Origin of the sequence: Pseudomonas sp. CCC4.1, assembly GCF_035019225.1 — a bacterium.
In the GTDB taxonomy this organism is placed as follows: domain Bacteria; phylum Pseudomonadota; class Gammaproteobacteria; order Pseudomonadales; family Pseudomonadaceae; genus Aquipseudomonas; species Aquipseudomonas bubulae.
Genome location: NZ_JASJWL010000041.1, coordinates 22,094 through 41,475 on the forward strand (window position 1 = coordinate 22,094; position 19,382 = coordinate 41,475).

The following is a 19,382-nucleotide window of genomic DNA, read 5'->3' on the forward strand; positions in this document are numbered from 1 at the left end:
GGGGGAGGGTCGTTATTGTGGGAGCGGGCTTGCTCGCGATGGGATCGCCGCGTTTCGCCTGATGAGCCGCGTCGCATGAATCGCGAGCAAGACCCCTCCCACAGATTAAAAGCCGTGAATCTGCTTGCGTCGCTGCCACTGGTTAAGCCGCTGTTGCAAGGCCAGGGGGCTGTCGATGCCCTGGACGCTGGCACGGCTGAACAGGATCAGTGCCAGCTCGGCCGTGGCCAGCGCGTCTGCACTGGCGTTGTGACGGTCTTCAACCTGCAGGTTGAAGTGGTTGATCCAGTGATCAAGCCCTGCCTGGCGCGGGTTGAACTGCGGGCAGAGCATCGGTGCCAGTGCGGCCACATCCATAAACGGATGCTGCAACCGATAGCCCAGGCTGTCCTTGAGGGCTCGGGTGAGCATGTGCTGGTCAAATGGTGCATGGAAGGCCAGTACCGGGCTATCGCCGACAAAGTCCATGAAATCCAGCAGCGCATCCACCGGGTCGCTGCCGGCGGCAATGGCGGCAGGTCCCAGTTCATGCAGCAGCATGCTGGGGCTCAGGGGGTGGTCGGGGCGCAGCAGGGTGCGCTCAAAGGCCTGGCTCAAGTCAATGGCGCCGTCTTCAATCACTACTGCGCCAATCGACAACACTTGATCGCGGTTGAGATTAAGACCGCTGGTTTCCAGGTCTACCACCACCCAACGCTGACTGCGCAATGGCACATTGCTCAAGGCGGTGGCGGACGGCAATTGCAGCAGGCGTTGCTGTTGCTCAAGGCTTAGCAGCGGTTTTTTGCGGGGTAACAGCCAGGACAACAGGCTCATAGCTGATACCGCAGGGCCAGGCTGCTTTGCAGGCGCTGGGCCTGGCGCAGGGCTTCACGCAGGATACGGCGATCCAGCTGGTTGAGGTTGTCCGGGTCGACGCGATTGGAGTACGGGCGATTTTCCCGGGTTTGCAACTGGTGCTGCTGCATGCGGGTTTGCTGGATAAAGTGGTAAGCCTCTTCGTAGGCACCGCCGTCCAGCGGTTCGATCACGTCGAGAGCAACCAGTTGGCGCAAGCGCTCAAGGGTATTGTTGGCTTCTACACCGTTGGCCAGTGCCAGCAAGCGAGCCCCGTCGACAAAGGGCGTAAGGCCCTGCACCTTGAGGTCGAGGGTGGCCTTGTCACTGCCTTTGCGCTCCAGCACAAACTCGCGAAAGCGCCCCACCGGCGGCCGGTGACGCAGGGCGTTGTCGGCCATCATGCGCTGGAACAGGCGGTTGTCGGCCACTTGCTCAAGGATGCCGCGACGTAGTTGCGCGCAGCCCTGTTCATCGCCCCAGACCACGCGCAGGTCGAAGTAGATGGTGGAGGCCAGCAGATTTTCCGGGGTCGCTTCACGAATAAACGCCGCAAAGCGCCGCGCCCATTCGGTACGGGACAAGCACAGGTCGGGGTTGCCGGCCATGATATTGCCCTTGCACAGGGTAAAGCCGCAGGCCGCCAGGTGCTGGTTGATCTGCTGGGCGATGGGCAGCAGGCGCTGGCGAATGTCGGCGGCCTCGGCAGCGTCCCTGGCCTCGAACAGGATGCCGTTGTCCTGGTCGGTGTGCAGGGTTTGTTCGCTCCGTCCTTCGCTGCCAAAACACAGCCAGGTAAACGGCACGCCGGGGTCACCCTTGTCAGCCAGCACCAGTTCAATCACCCGGCAGACGGTGTGATCGTTCAGTTGGGTGATGATATGGGTGATTTGCGTGGAAGATGCGCCGTGGGCCAGCATGCGCTCAACCAGCTGGCCGATTTCGCCGCGCAGGCTGATCAGGGTTTCCAGCCGTGGAGCATGGCGGATGGTACGTGCCAGATGCACCAGGTCGACCCGTTGCAGCGAAAACAGGTCACGCTCGGAAACAACCCCACACAGGCGTTGATCTTTAACCAGGCACACGTGGGCAATATGCCGCTGGGTCATGGCGATTGCAGCGTCGAAAGCGCTGTGATCGGGGCTCAGGTAGAACGGCCCGGGGGTCATGTGCAGGTCGATGGCCTGGTCGAAATCCTCAATGCCATTGGCAACGACCTGACGCAGGTCGCGCAGGGTGAAAATCCCCAGCGGGGCCTTGAACTCGTCGACCACCACAATGCTGCCCACCTGCTGTTCGTGCATCAGACGCACGGCTTCACGCAGTGCAACCTGAGGCGCGCAGGTCACGGGATGACGCATGGCCAGTTCACCCAGACGGGTGTTGAGCGAGTACTGGGTGCCGAGAGTTTCAGCGGCTTTTTGCTGCACCTGCTGATTGACCTTGTCCAGCAGGCTGCTGACGCCGCGCAAGGCAAAGTCGCGAAATTCGTCGGACAGGCCAAACAGTTTGATAAACGCGGTTTTGTTCAGTTGCAGGCAGAACGTATCTTCGGCGGCCCGGTGTTCGGTGCGGGTGGCGCGCTCGCCCAGCAGCGCGGCCAGGGGGAAGCATTCGCCGGCGGTGATCTCGAAGGTGGTCTGGGCTTCTTCGCGACCGGCGTGGGTGCGCTCGCCCACCACTCGGCCCTGCTTGACGATATAGAAGTGCTCCACCGGCCCGTCGGTGGGTCGGATGATGCTTTCGCCCGGGGCATAGAAGCGCAGTTGGCACTGCTCGACCAGGTACGCCAGGTGAGTGTTTTCCATTTGGTTGAAGGGCGGGAATCGCTGCAAGAATTGCATGGTGCCGTGAATGTTCTGCAACACCGCGGTTTTCCCTGCCTGGAGAAACGCATCCGATTTACTCATTACTGATACCGCGTCGTTGGTTGTGAGCCGTTGTTGTTATGACCGGACAGGGCATCGCCCCAAGGTGTATTTCTATCCCTCATGCTCGGTGGTCTGCGCGCGGGTGCCCATTGGACGTAAGTCTATGGGGCAGCGTTGTGCTGCTGTTTTAAAAACATCGCACATTGGTTTCAGATATTTCTTGTGCTGGCAGGCTTGGAAATACCGGAATGTGAGCGCACATTTACACCCAGTAATGGATAACCGACTACGCTATTAGGATATTTCGCCTGCAAGTCAGCTTCCGAGAAGCCTATGACCGAACACGATATTTTGACTGACGCCGAAAGAGAGGCCTTACAAGAGGTCATGCAGACACCTGCTTCGGTCTCGTCATGTGTGTTGATTGTCGAAGATGATGTTTTGGCTCGGGAGTTGTTGGCGGAGTTTCTTGAACTCAATGCCATTGAGTGCCTCCAGGCCAGCAATGAAGAAGAAGCGCTGGCGCTATTGGCATCGGGCCAGCCGATCAACCTGATGCTCACCGATTTGCGCATGCTGCCCCACGATGGCTTGCATCTGATCCGCAAAGTGCGTGAATCCGAGCGGGCGGCCTTGCCGGTTATCATCATGTCGGGGGATGCGAATGTACGGGATGCCATCGATGCCATGCATTTGAGCGTGGTGGACTTTTTGCTCAAGCCGATTGATACCGACAGGTTGCTCAAGCTGATCCGTCAGGAGTTGGGGATGTAAGGTTGGTCTCCCACCGTGTCAAAAAAAAGCCCCGAATGATCGGGGCTTTTTTTATTGCTGCGGGTTACAGGCCGTTTCTGGCCTTGAACTCGCGCCGACGACGGTGCAGTACCGGCTCGGTGTAGCCGTTAGGCTGTTTGGTGCCTTCGATGACCAGTTCGACCGCCGCCTGGAAGGCGATATTGCTGTCGAAGTCCGGCGCCAGCGGACGGTACAGCGCGTCGTTGGCGTTCTGGCGGTCAACCACCGGTGCCATGCGCTTGAGGCTTGCCATGACCTGCTCTTCGTTGACGATGCCGTGACGCAGCCAGTTGGCGATGTGCTGGCTGGAGATACGCAGCGTGGCACGGTCTTCCATCAGGCCGATGTCGTTGATGTCCGGCACCTTGGAGCACCCCACGCCCTGGTCGATCCAGCGCACAACGTAGCCCAGGATGCCCTGGGAGTTGTTGTCCAGTTCGTTCTGGATCTGTTCCGGGGTCCACTGCGGGTTCACCGCCAGCGGGATGGTCAGGATGTCGTCCACCGAAGCCGGAGCGCGCTTGGCCAGTTCGGCCTGACGGGCGAACACGTCAACCTTGTGGTAATGCAGCGCGTGCAGGGCGGCGGCGGTCGGTGACGGCACCCAGGCAGTGTTGGCACCGGCCAGCGGGTGAGCGATTTTCTGCTCCAGCATGGCGGCCATCAGATCGGGCATGGCCCACATGCCTTTACCGATTTGTGCACGACCTTGCAGGCCAGTGCTCAAGCCGACATCGACGTTGTTGTTTTCGTAGGCCGAAATCCACTTCTGAGCTTTCATGTCGGCCTTGCGTACGACCGGGCCGGCTTCCATCGACGTGTGAATCTCGTCGCCGGTACGGTCCAGGAAGCCGGTGTTGATAAACACCACTCGCTCGCTGGCGGCCTTGATGCAGGCCTTGAGGTTGATCGTGGTACGGCGCTCTTCGTCCATGATTCCGACCTTGAGCGTGTTGCGTGGCAGCTTGAGCACGTCTTCGATGCGGCCGAACAGCTCGTTGGTGAACGCGGCTTCTTCAGCCCCGTGCATCTTCGGCTTGACGATATACACCGAGCCGGTGCGGCTGTTGCTGCGCGTGGTCTGGCCATTGAGGCTGTGGATAGCCGCCAGGCTGGTGAGCAGGCCGTCGAGGATGCCTTCGGGCACTTCGTTGCCGTCTTTGTCGAGGATCGCATCGATGGTCATCAGGTGGCCGACGTTGCGCACGAACAACAGCGAGCGGCCGTGGAGGCTGACGGTGCCGCCGTTTGGCGCGGTGTACTCGCGATCCGGGTTCATGGTGCGGGTAAAGGTCTGGCCGCCCTTGGATACTTGCTCGCTGAGGTCACCCTTCATCAGGCCGAGCCAGTTGCGGTAGATCACCACCTTGTCATCGGCATCGACCGCAGCGACCGAGTCTTCGCAGTCCATGATGGTGGTCAGGGCGGCTTCCATCAGCACGTCTTTGACGCCTGCAGCATCGGTCTGGCCGACGGGGCTGGCCGCGTCGACCTGGATTTCGAAATGCAGGCCGTTGTGCTTGAGCAGCACGGCCGTCGGCGCTGCGGCCGTGCCGTGGTAACCGATCAACTGCGCGGTGTCGCGCAGGCCGGTGCTGGCGCCGCCCTTGAGGGTGACCTGCAAGGCGCCGTCAACAATGGCGTAGCCGCTGGAATCAACGTGGGAGCCGCTGGCCAGAGGTGCAGCTTCGTCGAGGAAGGCGCGGGCGAAGGCGATGACCTTGTCGCCGCGAACCTTGTTGTAGCCTTTGCCCTTTTCGGCGCCGTCGGCTTCGCTGATGGCGTCGGTGCCGTAAAGCGCGTCGTACAGCGAGCCCCAACGGGCGTTAGAGGCGTTGAGGGCAAAGCGCGCATTCATCACCGGCACCACCAATTGCGGGCCGGCCATGCGGGCGATTTCGTCATCGACGTTTTGCGTCGTTGCCTGGAAATCCGCAGCTTCTGGCTGCAGATACCCGATATCCTGGAGGAAGGCCTTATAAGCCACGGCGTCATGGGCCTTGCCGGCCTGCGCCTGGTGCCAGGCGTCGATGCGCGCCTGCAAATCATCGCGTTTGGCGAGCAGTGCTTTGTTCTTGGGTGCCAGGTCGTTGATGACCTTGTCGGCACCGGCCCAGAACTGATCGGCGGTGAGGCCGGTACCGGGGATAGCTTCGTTGTTGACGAAGTCGAACAGGACTTTGGCGACCTGCAGGCCACCGACGTGAACGTGTTCAGTCATTGCTTGCCTCACTCATTTTTATTTAAAGCCTGGAGCGCTTCTCAAAACACCGCCAGAGCGGGTTTGTACGGGGATTGCAGACGCTTTGGCAGACCATGTTGCAAGTTATGTAGTGGTCGCCGAGGCATACTACATGATCAATTGCAGATGTGAAAATCAGACTGATCACGTCGTTCTGCGACCATTTTTACGCGAACGGTCACTCAGAAGAACGGGATGTTCTCAAGAAACAGGCAGGTTGTTCCAGATAATTCTAAAAACAGTACACAATTTGTGATTTTTAAGGCATCTGTGGAGCAGGCTTGCTCGTGATTCGGGCGACGCGGTCTGTCAGGCAAACCGTGGCGAGACCATCGCGAGCAAGCCCGCTCCCACAGGGAAGGGTGTTGCCTATACTCAATCGACCCCCTAATAAGAGAGTCCCGCCATGAATCATCTTGTTATCACCGTCTTTGCCCAGGACAAGGCCGGGCAGGTCGAGCGTATTGCCCAGTGCATCGCCGAGCATGGAGGTAACTGGCTGGAGAGTCGCATGTCGCGTATGGCCGGGCAATTTGCCGGGATCCTGCGTGTCGGCGTGCCTGCCGAAGCCCACGATGAGCTGGTCGATGCGCTGCAGCGGTTGGGCAAGGAAGGGATTCGGGTATTGATCGCCGAAAGCGGGATCGAGCAGTCCTGCACCTGGAAGCCCATCGCCATGGAGCTGGTGGGCAACGACCGCCCCGGCATTGTGCGCGATATCACCCGGGTGCTGACCGAGCAGGGGGTGAGCCTGGAGCGGCTGGTGACCGATGTGCGGCCCGCGCCCATGAGCAACGAGCCGCTGTTTCATGCCGAGGCCATTCTGGCGGTGCCCCTGACCTTGTCGCTGGATGTGCTGCAAAAGCGTCTGGAAACCCTGGCCGATGAACTGCTGGTAGACCTCAAGTTCAGCACCGAAGAGTAACTGCGCCGGTTCAGCTGCGCTGGCGCAGGCTGAACCAGGCATCGAGGCTGTACACCACCAGCCCGGCCCAGATAAACGCAAAGGCGATCAAGGTGCTTTCGGACAGGTGTTCGCCATACACCCAGACCGCCAGGATCAGCACCAGCGTCGGCGCGATGTACTGCATAAAGCCCAGGGTCGTGTAGGGCAGATGTCGTGCGGCGGCGTTGAAACTGACCAGGGGTATCAGCGTGGCCGGGCCGGCAAATACCAGCAGCCAGGCCTCTGAGGTACTCCAGAAGTCAACGTGGGCGCTGTTGGCTTCCGGATGCAGCAACAGCCAGCCGATGGCAACCGGGACCAGGATCCAGGTTTCTACCACCAGCCCCGGCAGCGCCTTGACCGGTGCTTGCTTGCGAATCAGCCCGTAAAAGCCAAACGTCAGTGCCAGCACCAGCGATACCCACGGCAGGCTGCCCACTTGCCACACTTGTTGTGCCACGCCCGCAGCTGCCAGGCCTACGGCAATCCACTGCAAGCGGCGCAGGCGTTCGCCCAGCAGCAACATGCCGAGCAATACGTTTACCAGCGGGTTGATGTAATAGCCCAGGCTGGCTTCGACCATGCGGTCGTTATTTACGGCCCATACATAGGTCAGCCAGTTGGCGGCAATCAGCAGGCCGCTGATGGTCAGCACGCCCAGGCGTTTGGGGTTGTCGCGCAGTTCCTGCCACCAGCCGGGGTGCTTCCACACCAGCAGCAGCAACGAGCCGAACAAGGCCGACCAAAGCACCCGGTTGACGATGATTTCGGCCGCCGGAACGCTGGCCAGCAGTTTGAAGTAGAGCGGGAAAATGCCCCAGATGACATAGGCCGTGAGGCCTAAAATATACCCGCGGCGCGGGTTGGCGGCTTGCATGCAGAATCCTTGCTTAGGCAACTAACAGACACGGAAGAAGTCAGGATTGTAAGCAGGTTTTGCAGGCGTGTCGTGCAGGAGATTTGCAAGGCAGACAGTTGTTTTTGCACCAGCAGCGGTCCCGGATTTTCTGTGGGAGCGGGCTTGCTCGCGATGCGGGCGCTGCGGTCTGACAGTTAAACCGCATCGAGCCAATCGCGAGCAAGCCCGCTCCTGCAAGAGCCACATACATGGCGTCAGAACAGTTTCAGCGGCTCCTCATTGAGTGCTGAAAGCTGTTCACGCAATGCCAGGATCTGGTCGCCCCAGTAGCGTTCGGTACCAAACCACGGGAAGCTGTGGGGGAAGGCCGGGTCGTCCCAGCGTCGCGCCAGCCAGGCACTGTAGTGCATCAGGCGCAAAGCGCGCAGCGGCTCGATCAACGCTAGTTCGCGGGGGTTGAAGTCATGGAATTCGCTGTAGCCGTCCATTAACTCTGACAGCTGGCCCAGGCATTCCTGGCGATCACCGGCCAGCATCATCCACAAATCCTGCACCGCAGGGCCCATGCGGCAGTCATCGAGGTCGACGATATGGAACACTTCGTCGCGGCACATCATGTTGCCGGGGTGGCAATCGCCATGCATGCGGATGTTGGTGTGCGGGGTGGCGGCGTAGACGTCTTCAACGCGCTTGAGCAGGTCGCGGGCGACGGACTCGTAGGCCGGGAGCAAGCTGCGCGGTATGAAGTTGCCTTCGAGCAGGGTGGTCAGCGAGTCGTGACCGAAGTTTTTCACGCCCAGTGCTTCGCGGTGTTCGAACGGCTTGGTTGCGCCTACGGCATGCAGGCGGCCGAGCAGTTGCCCGAGACGATACAGCTGGTCGAGGTTTCCCGGCTCTGGCGCACGGCCACCACGGCGTGGGAACAAGGTAAAGCGAAAGCCCTGGTGCTCGAACAGGCTTTGGCCGTTGTGAATCATCGGGGCCACGACCGGGACTTCGCAGTCGGCCAGTTCGAAGGTGAAGCGGTGCTCTTCGAGGATCGCTTCGTTGGTCCAGCGCTGAGGGCGATAGAACTTGGCGATCAGCGGCTGCGAGTCTTCGATGCCGACCTGATACACGCGGTTTTCGTAGCTGTTGAGCGCCAACACGCGGGCATCGCTCAGGAAACCGATGCTCTCGACGGCGTCGAGGACCAGATCAGGGGTAAGTGTTGCAAACGGATGAGACATGCTGACTCCTGCGCGCAGCAGGCTGCCGCGTCCGGCCATGCATGTTAGCGCAGACCGGGGCCCGGAAGGCGACTTAATCCGCTGTGGGAGCGGGCTTGCTCACGATGCAGGCGCTGCGGTCTGTCAGTTAAATCGCACCAACCCGATCGCGAGCAAGCCCGCTCCCACACCGAAAGGGTCAGGCGCCGACGATACCGCCGTCTTCACGGCTGATGGCCATGACCGAAGAACGCGGTTTGCCGTTGGGCAGATGCTCGGGGAAGGTGGATCCGCCGTTTTCGCCGGGGTGCTGAATACCAACGAACAGGGTTTTGTGGTCGGGCGAGAAGCTGATGCCGGTGACTTCACAGCCAATCGGCCCGACCATGAAGCGGCGGATTTCACCGCTGGCCGGGTCGGCGCAGAGCATCTGGTTATTGCCCATGCCGGCAAAGTCGCCGCTGTTGCTGGCGTCGCCGTCGGTGAGGATCCACAAGCGCCCTGCGTCGTCGAAACCCAGGCCGTCGGGGCTGTTGAACATGTTTTGCGGGGTAATGTTGGCCGAGCCACCTTTGGCCGTTTTGCCGTGCACTGCCGGGTTGCCGGCCACCACGAACAGGTCCCAGTCAAAGGTGTCCGAGCCGTGATCACCCTTATGGGCGTTCCAGCGCAGGATTTGTCCGTAGACGTTTTTCTCACGCGGGTTGGGTCCGCCAGCCGGTTGTCCATCCTCGCCACGTTTGACGTTGTTGGTCAGGGTGCAATAAACCTGGCCGTCTTTGGGGCTGACCACTATCCATTCCGGGCGGTCCATGCGTGTGGCGCCGACTGTGCTGCCTGCCAGGCGGGCATGGATCAGGGTATCGGCCTGGCTGGCGAAACCATGGTCGGCATCAATGCCGTTTTTGCCGTGACTCAGTTCAAGCCACTGGCCCTGGCCCTTGGGGCGATCAGGGTTGCTGTCGCCATTGTCAAAGCGCGCCACATAAAGCGTGCCGTGGTCGAGCAGGTCGCGATTGGCCTTGGGGTTCTGGTGGTCGATCTTGTCGCGGCTGATAAATTTGTAGATGAACTCGCCGCGTTCATCGTCGCCCATATAGACCACGGCACGACCGTCGCCGGTTTCGGCCAGGGCGGCGTTTTCGTGTTTGAAACGGCCCAGGGCGGTGCGTTTGACCGGTGTTGAAAGCGGGTCGAACGGGTCGATTTCCACTACCCAGCCATGACGGTTGAGTTCGTTGGGGTTGAGTGCCAGGTCGAAGCGCGGGTCGTGTTGGTGCCAGTTGATATCCTTGCTGGCCGCCACGGCACCATAGCGCTTTTGCGCGGTGTCGAAGGTTTGCTTGGCATCAGAGCTGCCGAAACAATCAGTGAAGTTTTCTTCGCACGTCAGATAAGTGCCCCACGGGGTTTTGCCGTTGGCGCAGTTCTGGAACGTGCCCAGGGCACGGCTGCCGGTGGCATCGGCCCGGGTGCGCAGCAGTTCGTGGCCCGCCGCGGGACCGCTGAGGCGGATCGGCGTGTTGCCGTGGATGCGCCGGTTAAAGGGTGAGCCCTGAACAAACTGCCAGCTGTCGCCCTTGCGCTGGATTTCGATCACCGACACGCCTTCACTGGCCAGGGCCTTGCGCACTTCTTCAAGGGAAGTGGGCGAGCCACCGTGAGGGTAGAGGTAGCGGTAGTTGGTGTATTCGTTGTTGATCGCCATGAGGGCCCGGTTCGGGTCATCGGGGAAGGCGAACAGGCTCATGCCGTCATTGTTGTCGCCAAATTGCACTTCCTGCTCGCTGGCGGTGCCTTTACCGGAAGGGTCAAACGCCGGGCCTTTGGCCTGCAGCGGCTGACCCCAGCTGATGAGCACCGAGGAACGGTAGCCGGGCGGCAGGCTGATGGTGTCGGTGGTGGCTGCGTTGATGCTGTCGAACCCCAGCAGGTTGCTGTTGGCGGCGCTGACCCCGGCCGCCAGGGCGCTGCGACCAAGCAGGCCGCCGCCGAGGAACATCGCCGCACCACACAAGGCGCCCGCACTGATAAAGCCCCGACGGCTCAGGCCGATGATCTGCTCAAGGTCGGTGGATTGGTTTTCTTCTAATAGGCTCATGGCTGGCTCGTCTGGCAACGGTTTTGGCAGACACCATAAGCAGCGGGTATGACAGGGATGTTTCAGTTTTTGTTTGAAAAGCCCCTCTCCCTCCTGGAGAAGATTGGGATGAGGGCAGCGGTTTAGAGCGCTGTGCCCAGCAACACCAGCGTCGGCGCAAACTGCACCTGTGCCGTACTGCCCACGGCCAGTCCAAGTGTTTCAAGGTGTTGCGGTTCGGTCAGCGCACACAGCGTCTGGCCGCCAGGCAGGCTGATGCGCACTTCACTGGGGCCGTCGGCGATGTGCAGGATCTGTTGGATCTGCCCGTGCAGGTGATTGTGTTCGGGGCTGGGCACTTGTGCGACGTCGATCAACTGCAGCCAGCCCGCTTTGATCAGCGCCACCGCCGGGCTATTGATCACCAGTTCCAGGTGCTGGGTGCTGTCGTGGGTGATTTGCGCCTGCAAGGTCAGGCCTCCGGGCAACTCAAGGTCAATCAGATCGTTGTGACCATGCCTGTGGATGGCAATCACGGTACCGTGCAACTGGTTACGGGCGCTGGTACGCAACATCAGGCGGCCGAGCAGATCGAGATCCCGGGCGTCTTCGGCGGCGTCCAGCACCTGAGCCTGTAACGCCTGCAAGCGCTGATAAAGGCGCAGCACCCGCTCACCGGCCACGGACAACCGGGCGCCGCCTCCGCCCTTGCCGCCAATGCTGCGCTGCACCAAGGGGGTTTGCGCCAGGTTGTTCAGCTCATCGATGGCATCCCACGCAGCCTTGTAGCTGATGCCCGCACTTTTGGCGGCAGCCGTGATCGAGCCCTGCTCGGCGATGTGTTGCAACAGGGCAATACGTTGCGGGCGGTGGACAATATGCTGGGCAAGCAGGGCAGGCAGGTGCATGAAGGCAGGTTCGCAAGACGGGGAGTGCCCGAAAAGTGCCTGCTCCACGGGGAGACGTCAAGCAAGCCCATCAGGTTTTGGCGTGCGCGCCAGGCAATACACATCGACCCGCCGCGCCCCACCCTTGAGCAACAGGCGCGCCAGGCTTTCTGCCGTGGCGCCGGTGGTCAGCACGTCATCGATCAGGGCCAGATGCAAGCCATTCACCTGCACCCCTGGCGCGAGGCTGAATGCGTGGCGCAGGTTGCGTTTGCGGGTTTTGGCGTCCAGATCCTGTTGCGCAGCGGTGTTCCGCGAACGCAGCAGCCAGTGCTGCTGGCAGGGGATGCGCAACTGCTTGCCGAGCCAATCCCCCAGCATCCCGGCCTGGTTATAGCCACGCTCACGCAAGCGTTTGGTGGACAGGGGTACCGGCAGCAGGGCGTCAGGTCTAGGTTCACCCATGTTGAAGCTATCAAGCAGTGATTGCCCAAGAATTTCGGCCAAAAGGCGGCCGTAGGGCCATTTGCTGTGGTGCTTGAAGCGCACGATCAGGCTGTCGATCGGAAAGCCATACACCCAAGGTGCATGAACACGTTCGAAGGCGGGTGGCTGTCTGATGCAATGGCCGCAAACCAGCCCCGCCATGGGCAGCGGCAAAGCGCAGCGCTGGCAGCGGTCACCCAGCCAGGGCAGTTCCAGTTCGCAGGCGACGCACAGGGCCTGCTCTGTACGGGCGCGCTCGTCACACAACAAACATGACTGGTTGTTTATTAACCAATTGTAAACCAATCGAATCCATAGTGGTTGACAGTTCATGTCACATCCTTAAACATGCCGATATCCGTGCCGTGCCTGGGTTTTTTGCCTCGGGTTCTAGTCAAAGCATAAACAAGAGAAACGCCGATGAGCGCCAGCAGCCTTGCCAACTTGCGACATGATTGGTCATTAGCCGAAGTCCGGGCGATGTTCACCCAGCCTTTCAACGACCTGCTTTTCGAGGCGCAGACCGTTCACCGCAAGCATTTCAATGCCAACCGGGTTCAAGTTTCGACGCTGTTATCGATCAAGACCGGGGCCTGCCCGGAAGATTGCAAATATTGTCCGCAGTCGGGCCACTACAACACCGGCCTGGCCAAAGAGAAGCTGATGCAGGTGCAGAAGGTGCTTGAAGAAGCACAGCGGGCCAAGGACATCGGTGCCACCCGTTTTTGCATGGGCGCAGCCTGGAAGCACCCGTCGGCCAAAGACATGCCCTACGTGCTGGAAATGGTCAAAGGGGTGAAGGCCATGGGCCTGGAAACCTGCATGACCCTGGGCAAGCTTGATCAGGAGCAGACCGCTGCACTGGCCCATGCCGGTCTCGACTACTACAACCACAACCTCGACACCTCGCCCGAGTTCTACACCAGCATCATCACCACGCGGACCTACAGCGAACGCCTGCAAACCCTGAGTTACGTGCGCGACAGCGGGATGAAAATCTGCTCCGGCGGCATCCTGGGCATGGGCGAGTCGCTGGACGACCGCGCCAACCTGCTGATCCAGCTGGCCAATCTGCCTGAGCACCCGGAATCGGTGCCCATCAACATGCTGGTGAAAGTGGCCGGCACGCCGATGGAGAACGCCGAAGACATCGACCCCTTTGATTTCATCCGCATGCTGGCAGTAGCGCGAATCATGATGCCTCTGAGCCATGTACGCCTGTCCGCAGGTCGTGAGGCAATGAACGAGCAAATGCAGGCGCTGGCGTTCTTTGCCGGGGCCAACTCTATCTTTTACGGCGACAAACTGCTGACCACGGCCAACCCGCAGGCAGACAAGGACATGCGGCTGTTCAGCCGTTTGGGCATTCTGCCGGAGGAGGGTAAAGATCACGCCGACGAGGTGCATCAGGCGGCGATAGAGCACGCGCTTAGGGATCAGAAGTCCAGCGAGCAGTTCTATAACGCTGTGGTTTAACCACCGTGCAGGCCTGTAGTCGTTGCCGCAGGCTGCGATAAGGTCCGCAGGACCTTCGCTTTCAATACCGAAGCCGGGGCCGCTTCGCTGCCCATCGCAGCCTGCGCCAGCGGCTACAAGGGATTATAGTCAGCATGTCATTCGATCTACGCTCCCGGCTGGCCGCACGCCGCGCCGATAACCTGTATCGCCAGCGCCCGCTGCTAGAAAGCCCGCAAGGGCCGCAGGTGGTGGTCGATGGCAAGCCTCTGCTCGCCTTCTGCAATAACGACTACCTGGGCCTGGCCAGTCACCCGCAAGTGATTGAAGCCTGGCAAGCGGGAGCATCGCGCTGGGGCGTAGGCGGCGGTGCGTCGCATCTGGTCATCGGTCACAGCACCCCGCACCACGCACTGGAGGAGGCCCTGGCCGAGTTCACCGGTCGCCCGCGTGCGCTGCTGTTCAGTAACGGATACATGGCCAACATGGGTGCCGTCACCGCGTTGGTCGGGCAAGGCGATACGGTGCTGGAAGATCGCCTCAACCATGCCTCCCTGCTGGATGCCGGTTTGTTGAGCGGGGCGCGCTTCAACCGCTACCTGCATAACGATGCAAGTAGCCTTGCCAAGCGTCTGGAAAAAGCCAGCGGCAGTACGCTGGTGGTCACCGATGGCGTATTCAGCATGGACGGCGATCTGGCCGACCTCCCCGCTCTGGCCCGTGAAACCAGGGCCAAGGGTGCCTGGTTGATGGTAGACGATGCCCACGGTTTTGGTCCATTGGGCGCCAATGGCGGCGGGATTGCCGAACATTTTGGCCTGAGTGCTGACGATGTGCCGGTACTGGTCGGAACGCTGGGCAAGGCATTTGGCACCAGCGGTGCATTTGTCGCGGGCAGCGAAGAACTGATCGAAAGCCTGATCCAGTTCGCCCGACCTTACATCTACACCACCAGCCAGCCTCCGGCGCTGGCCTGTGCGACGCTCAAAAGCCTTGAGCTGCTGCGCACCGAGCATTGGCGCCGTGAGCATCTGAACAAGTTGATTGCTCAGTTTCGCCTTGGTGCCGAGCAAATTGGCCTGCAGTTGATGGACAGCTTTACGCCGATCCAACCGATCATGATCGGTGACAGTGGCCAAGCCATTCGCCTGTCGCAGAGGCTGCGCGAGCGCGGCTTGCTGGTGACTGCAATCCGCCCGCCCACTGTCCCCGCAGGCAGCGCCCGTTTGCGCGTGACACTGTCGGCCGCCCACACAGAAGCACAGGTACAGCTATTGTTAACGGCACTCGACGACTGTTGGCGTACGTTGGAGCCTGCTCATGCGTGATCGTTTGATTTTGCTGCCGGGCTGGGGCCTGGGGGTTTCACCTCTGGAGCCTCTGGCCGAGGCCTTGCGCGGGCTGGACGAGCACTTGCGGGTCGAAATCGAACCGCTACCGGTGCTGCTGTCCACCGCTCTTGACGACTGGCTCGATGAACTCGACGCGACCCTGCCCGACAACGTCTGGCTGGGTGGATGGTCGCTGGGCGGGATGCTTGCCAGCGAGCTGGCTGCGCGTCGCGGCGATCGCTGCTGCGGGCTGGTTACCTTGGCCAGCAACCCGAGCTTTGTCAGTCGCGCGGATTGGCCAGGCGCCATGCCTGTCTCCACGTTCGAGCCGTTCCTGAGCGGTTTTGGTGATGCGCCGAATACCACGCTCAAACGTTTTTGCCTGCTCTGCAGCCAGGGCTCGGATGAGCCGCGGGCGCTTGCCAGCCTGCTGCTGGCCGGCGCACCCAATGCTCAGCCCGATGCCTTGTCGGCCGGCCTTGAATTGCTCGGCAGGCTGGATACGCGGGCAGCCTTGCAGCGTTTCAACGGGCCGCAATTGCACCTGTTCGCGGGGCTTGATGCCCTGGTTCCGGAGCAGGCGGCAAGTGATGTGCTGGCGCTGTTACCCGATGTCGAAGTGGGTCTGATTGAACAGGCCTGTCATGCATTTTTACTGGAAGCCCCGCACGAACTGGCGGCGGCGATTCAGGCTTTTTTACACGAGTCGGGCGATGAATGATTTGAGTATTGCGATGCTTGCGGCCAGCTTGCCGAACAAGCGTCAAGTGGCTGTCTCGTTTTCCCGTGCGGCCGCCAGTTACGACAGCGTCGCCCAATTGCAGCGTGACGTTGGCCATGAGCTGATGGCCCGTTTACCGCAGGATTTGAGCCCGCAGCGCTGGCTGGATCTGGGCAGTGGCACAGGTTATTTCAGCCGCGTGCTGGGTCAGCGCTTTACCCATAGTCAGGGGGTGGCACTGGATATCGCCCAAGGCATGCTGGCGTATGCCCGGCCTTTGGGCGGGGCACAGCATTTTATCGCTGGCGATGCCGAAAGCCTGCCGCTGCAAGCAAACAGTTGTGATCTGATTTTCTCCAGCCTGGCGCTGCAATGGTGTGCTGATTTTCGCGCGGTGCTGAATGAGGCCCAGCGTGTGCTCAAACCCGGTGGGGTCCTGGCCTTCACCAGTTTGTGCGTGGGCACCTTGAATGAGCTGCGTGATAGCTGGCGGGCAGTCGACGGCCAGGCTCACGTCAATCGTTTTCGTGAGTTCACGGCCTATCAGCAGCTTTGCGCCGACAGCGGTCTGCAGGTGCTCGGCTTGCAGAATCAGCCGCATGTGCTGCACTACCCGCAAGTACGCCAGCTGACCCATGAGCTAAAAGCGCTCGGTGCACATAATCTCAACCCGGGACGTCCTGAGGGGCTGACCGGCAGGGCGCGGGTTCAGGGGCTGGTTGGCGCCTACGAGCAGTTTCGTCAGCCGCTGGGGTTACCGGCGACTTATCAGGTGGTCTACGGCATTCTGGAGAAAGCGCGATGAGCCCAGCGTACTTCATCACCGGTACGGACACAGATGTAGGCAAAACCACGGTGGCGGCAGGTTTTCTGTATGCCGCGCGCACGGCCGGGCTGAGTACGGCCGCGGGCAAGCCGGTTGCCTCGGGTTGTGAAGTCACTCCCCAGGGATTGCGCAATGCTGACGCACTGGCATTGATGGCCGAGAGCTCGATCAAGTTGAGTTATGACGAGGTCAACCCGGTGGCGTTCGAGCCGGCCATCGCCCCGCATATCGCGGCGCGTGAAGCCGGGGTGGTACTGACGGTGCGCTCGCTGCTGGAGCCGATGCAGCACATTCTGGGTCAAAAGGCCGACTTCACCCTGATTGAAGGCGCCGGCGGCTGGCGCGTGCCGTTGTCCGGTCAGGACAGTTTGTCGGAATTGGCACAGGCGCTGGACCTGCCGGTAATCCTGGTGGTGGGCGTGCGTCTGGGCTGTATCAGCCATGCACTGTTGACCGCCGAGGCGATTGCCCGTGATGGCCTGCAGCTGGCTGGCTGGGTCGCCAATATCATTGGCCCGAAAACCTCACGCCTGGAAGAAAACCTCGCCACCCTGGCGGAGCGATTGCCCGCGCCTTGCCTTGGGCGTGTGCCTAAACTCAAATCAGCGTCGGCGCAGTCCGTGGCTGAATACCTGCAACTGGATTTGCTGGACTGATACACCGCTTGAATCTGTGGGAGCGGGCTTGCTCGCGATGGCCTCGCCTCGGTCTGCCTGACTGTCCTAACCGGCTGTATCGCGAGCAAGCCCACCCCAAAAATATCCCCTCCCTTGATCAGACAAATCCGACCCAAGACGAACGGCGGCTTCGCGCTGCTTGACAATAAATAGGCGTAAACGTATGTTTCAAACACCTGTTTGACCGCCATAACAAATCCACGCGGTTGTTCATCCCCGGTTTCATCAGCAGAGGTTTATCGCTATGCCTGACTACAAGGCCCCCTTGCGTGATATTCGCTTCGTTCGTGACGAACTGCTCGGTTACGAAGCGCACTATCAGAGCCTGCCGGCTTGCCAGGACGCCACTCCAGATATGGTTGACGCCATTCTTGAAGAAGGCGCCAAGTTTTGTGAGCAGGTGCTGGCACCTCTGAACCGCGTGGGTGACATCGAAGGCTGCACCTGGAGCGAAACCGGGGTTAAAACCCCTACAGGCTTCAAAGAAGCCTACAAACAATTCGTTGAAGGCGGCTGGCCGAGCCTGGCTCACGACGTAGAGCACGGTGGTCAAGGCCTGCCGGAATCGCTGGGCCTGGCCGTGAGCGAAATGGTCGGTGCAGCCAACTGGTCGTGGGGCATGTACCCTGGCCTGTCCCATGGTGCGATGAACACCATCTCCGAGCACGGCACCCCCGAGCAGCAAGAGACCTACCTGACCAAGCTGGTGACCGGCGAATGGACCGGCACCATGTGCCTGACCGAATCGCACTGCGGTACTGACCTGGGCCTGCTGCGCACCAAGGCTGAACCTCAGGCTGACGGTTCCTACAAAATTTCCGGCACCAAGATCTTTATCTCGGCCGGTGAACACGATATGGCCGATAACATCGTGCACATCGTGCTGGCTCGCCTGCCGGATGCACCCGCTGGCACCAAAGGCATTTCGCTGTTTATCGTGCCCAAGTTCAACGCCAACGCCGATGGCAGCATCGGTGAGCGCAACGCCGTGTCCTGTGGCTCGCTTGAGCACAAAATGGGCATCCACGGTAACGCCACCTGCGTGATGAACTTCGACGGCGCCACCGGCTACCTGATCGGCCCGCCGAACAAAGGCCTGAACTGCATGTTCACCTTTATGAACACCGCACGTCTGGGCACCGCGCTGCAAGGCCTGTCCCACGCTGAAATCGCCTTCCAGGGCGGCCTGAAATACGCTCGTGACCGCCTGCAGATGCGTTCGTTGACCGGCCCGAAGGCGCCTGAAAAGGCGGCTGACCCGATCATCGTTCACCCGGACGTACGTCGCATGCTGTTGACCACCAAGGCATTCGCCGAAGGCAACCGTGCGATGGTGTACTTCACCGCCAAGCAAGTCGACATCGTCAAATACGGCGTTGATGAAGAAGAGAAGAAGAAAGCTGACGCACTGCTGGCCTTCATGACACCGATCGCCAAAGCCTTTATGACTGAAGTCGGTTTTGAGTCCGCCAACCACGGCGTGCAAATCTACGGCGGCCACGGCTTTATCGCCGAGTGGGGCATGGAGCAGAACGTTCGCGACAGCCGCATTTCGATGCTGTACGAAGGCACCACCGGCATCCAGGCACTCGACCTGCTGGGCCGTAAAGTGCTGATGACCCAGGGCGAGGCGCTCAAGGGCTTCACCAAGATCGTGCACAAGTTCTGCCAGAGCAACGAAGGCAACGACGTACTCAACGAGTTCGTCACGCCACTGGCTGCGCTGAACAAGGAATGGGGCGAGCTGACCATGAAGGTCGGTATGGCCGCGATGAAAGACCGTGAAGAAGTGGGTGCGGCCTCGGTCGACTACCTGATGTACTCCGGTTATGCCTGCCTGGCTTACTTCTGGGCTGACATGGCGCGCCTGGCAGCTGAAAAGCTGGCGGCCGGCACGTCCGAAGAAGCGTTCTATAAAGCCAAGCTGCAAACGGCCCGCTTCTACTTCCAGCGCATCCTGCCGCGTACCCGCGCGCACGTTGCCACCATGCTGTCGGGCGCTGCCAACCTGATGGACATGAAAGAAGAAGACTTCGACCTGGGCTACTAAGCCTCGGCGGGTCATCTTGCAAAGCCGCTTCTCCTTTTGGGGAGGCGGCTTTTTTAGTTTTGGTGCGCCTTAACTTTCTGTGGGAGCGAGCCCTGTCTCTTATACACATCT

The 19,382-nt window shown here is 60.6% G+C and carries 16 protein-coding genes; 8 read left to right on the forward strand and 8 right to left on the reverse strand.

Translation table 11 applies throughout. The features are described from left to right. Window positions 1-105: 105 nt before the first annotated feature. Entirely contained in the window at window positions 106-816 is a 711-nt protein-coding gene (locus tag QN377_RS15900) for a PolC-type DNA polymerase III (protein WP_094999899.1), read from the reverse strand. After that, entirely contained in the window at window positions 813-2,747 is a 1,935-nt protein-coding gene (locus QN377_RS15905; RefSeq protein ID WP_094999900.1) for a putative nucleotidyltransferase substrate binding domain-containing protein, read from the reverse strand. The genes QN377_RS15900 and QN377_RS15905 overlap by 4 nt, the downstream gene beginning before the upstream one ends. 294 nt (window positions 2,748-3,041) lie before the next feature. On the opposite strand from QN377_RS15905, the gene QN377_RS15910 reads away from it, so the two are divergent. Beyond that, window positions 3,042-3,482 carry a response regulator gene (locus tag QN377_RS15910; protein ID WP_095019483.1) on the forward strand — a complete coding sequence of 147 codons (441 nt, stop codon included), beginning with the start codon at window positions 3,042-3,044 and terminating at the stop codon, window positions 3,480-3,482. Window positions 3,483-3,546: 64 nt separating this feature from the next. Here the strand turns inward: QN377_RS15910 and QN377_RS15915 are convergent, their stop codons facing one another. After that, on the reverse strand, window positions 3,547-5,724 hold the full coding sequence (locus tag QN377_RS15915) for a malate synthase G (protein ID WP_094999902.1): 2,178 nt from the start codon (window positions 5,722-5,724) through the stop codon (window positions 3,547-3,549). A gap of 427 nt (window positions 5,725-6,151) precedes the next feature. On the opposite strand from QN377_RS15915, the gene QN377_RS15920 reads away from it, so the two are divergent. Then, window positions 6,152-6,670, forward strand: a complete 519-nt coding sequence (locus tag QN377_RS15920; RefSeq protein WP_016782481.1) for a glycine cleavage system protein R — start codon at window positions 6,152-6,154, stop codon at window positions 6,668-6,670. Window positions 6,671-6,680: 10 nt separating this feature from the next. Here QN377_RS15920 and rarD read toward each other — a convergent pair whose 3' ends face one another. From rarD to QN377_RS15945, 5 genes are all read right to left on the reverse strand, one after another. Continuing rightward, window positions 6,681-7,568 (reverse strand): EamA family transporter RarD, encoded by an 888-nt coding sequence (gene rarD, locus QN377_RS15925; RefSeq protein WP_094999903.1) that lies wholly within the window; start codon window positions 7,566-7,568, stop codon window positions 6,681-6,683. A gap of 236 nt (window positions 7,569-7,804) precedes the next feature. Then, the gene (locus QN377_RS15930; protein WP_094999904.1) at window positions 7,805-8,779 is read right to left on the reverse strand and encodes a serine/threonine protein kinase; all 975 of its coding nucleotides are present in this window, start codon (window positions 8,777-8,779) and stop codon (window positions 7,805-7,807) included. A 178-nt stretch (window positions 8,780-8,957) separates the two neighbouring features. Continuing rightward, a complete protein-coding gene (locus tag QN377_RS15935; protein WP_094999905.1) occupies window positions 8,958-10,859 on the reverse strand; it encodes a PhoX family protein in 1,902 nt (633 codons plus the stop codon). A gap of 122 nt (window positions 10,860-10,981) precedes the next feature. Further along, the gene (locus QN377_RS15940; protein WP_095019484.1) at window positions 10,982-11,746 is read right to left on the reverse strand and encodes a TOBE domain-containing protein; all 765 of its coding nucleotides are present in this window, start codon (window positions 11,744-11,746) and stop codon (window positions 10,982-10,984) included. A 57-nt stretch (window positions 11,747-11,803) separates the two neighbouring features. Beyond that, window positions 11,804-12,544, reverse strand: a complete 741-nt coding sequence (locus tag QN377_RS15945) for a ComF family protein (RefSeq protein ID WP_095019485.1) — start codon at window positions 12,542-12,544, stop codon at window positions 11,804-11,806. Window positions 12,545-12,631: 87 nt separating this feature from the next. Here QN377_RS15945 and bioB point away from each other — a divergent pair, with 87 nt between their 5' ends. From bioB to QN377_RS15975, 6 genes are all read left to right on the forward strand, one after another. Then, window positions 12,632-13,687 (forward strand): biotin synthase BioB, encoded by a 1,056-nt coding sequence (gene bioB / locus QN377_RS15950; protein WP_094999908.1) that lies wholly within the window; start codon window positions 12,632-12,634, stop codon window positions 13,685-13,687. Window positions 13,688-13,821: 134 nt separating this feature from the next. After that, a complete protein-coding gene (gene bioF, locus QN377_RS15955) occupies window positions 13,822-14,994 on the forward strand; it encodes an 8-amino-7-oxononanoate synthase (RefSeq protein ID WP_095019486.1) in 1,173 nt (390 codons plus the stop codon). Continuing rightward, window positions 14,987-15,718, forward strand: a complete 732-nt coding sequence (locus QN377_RS15960) for an alpha/beta fold hydrolase (RefSeq protein ID WP_094999910.1) — start codon at window positions 14,987-14,989, stop codon at window positions 15,716-15,718. Before bioF ends, QN377_RS15960 begins: the two co-directional genes overlap by 8 nt. Continuing rightward, complete coding sequence (gene bioC / locus QN377_RS15965; protein WP_095019487.1) at window positions 15,711-16,523, forward strand: malonyl-ACP O-methyltransferase BioC; 813 nt, start codon at window positions 15,711-15,713, stop codon at window positions 16,521-16,523. Before QN377_RS15960 ends, bioC begins: the two co-directional genes overlap by 8 nt. Beyond that, window positions 16,520-17,200: a dethiobiotin synthase gene (gene bioD, locus QN377_RS15970; protein WP_094999912.1), complete on the forward strand. Its 681-nt coding sequence runs from the start codon at window positions 16,520-16,522 to the stop codon at window positions 17,198-17,200. Before bioC ends, bioD begins: the two co-directional genes overlap by 4 nt. Window positions 17,201-17,465: 265 nt before the next feature. Then, on the forward strand, window positions 17,466-19,271 hold the full coding sequence (locus QN377_RS15975) for a phenylacyl-CoA dehydrogenase (protein WP_094999913.1): 1,806 nt from the start codon (window positions 17,466-17,468) through the stop codon (window positions 19,269-19,271). The last annotated feature ends 111 nt before the right edge of the window (window positions 19,272-19,382 follow it).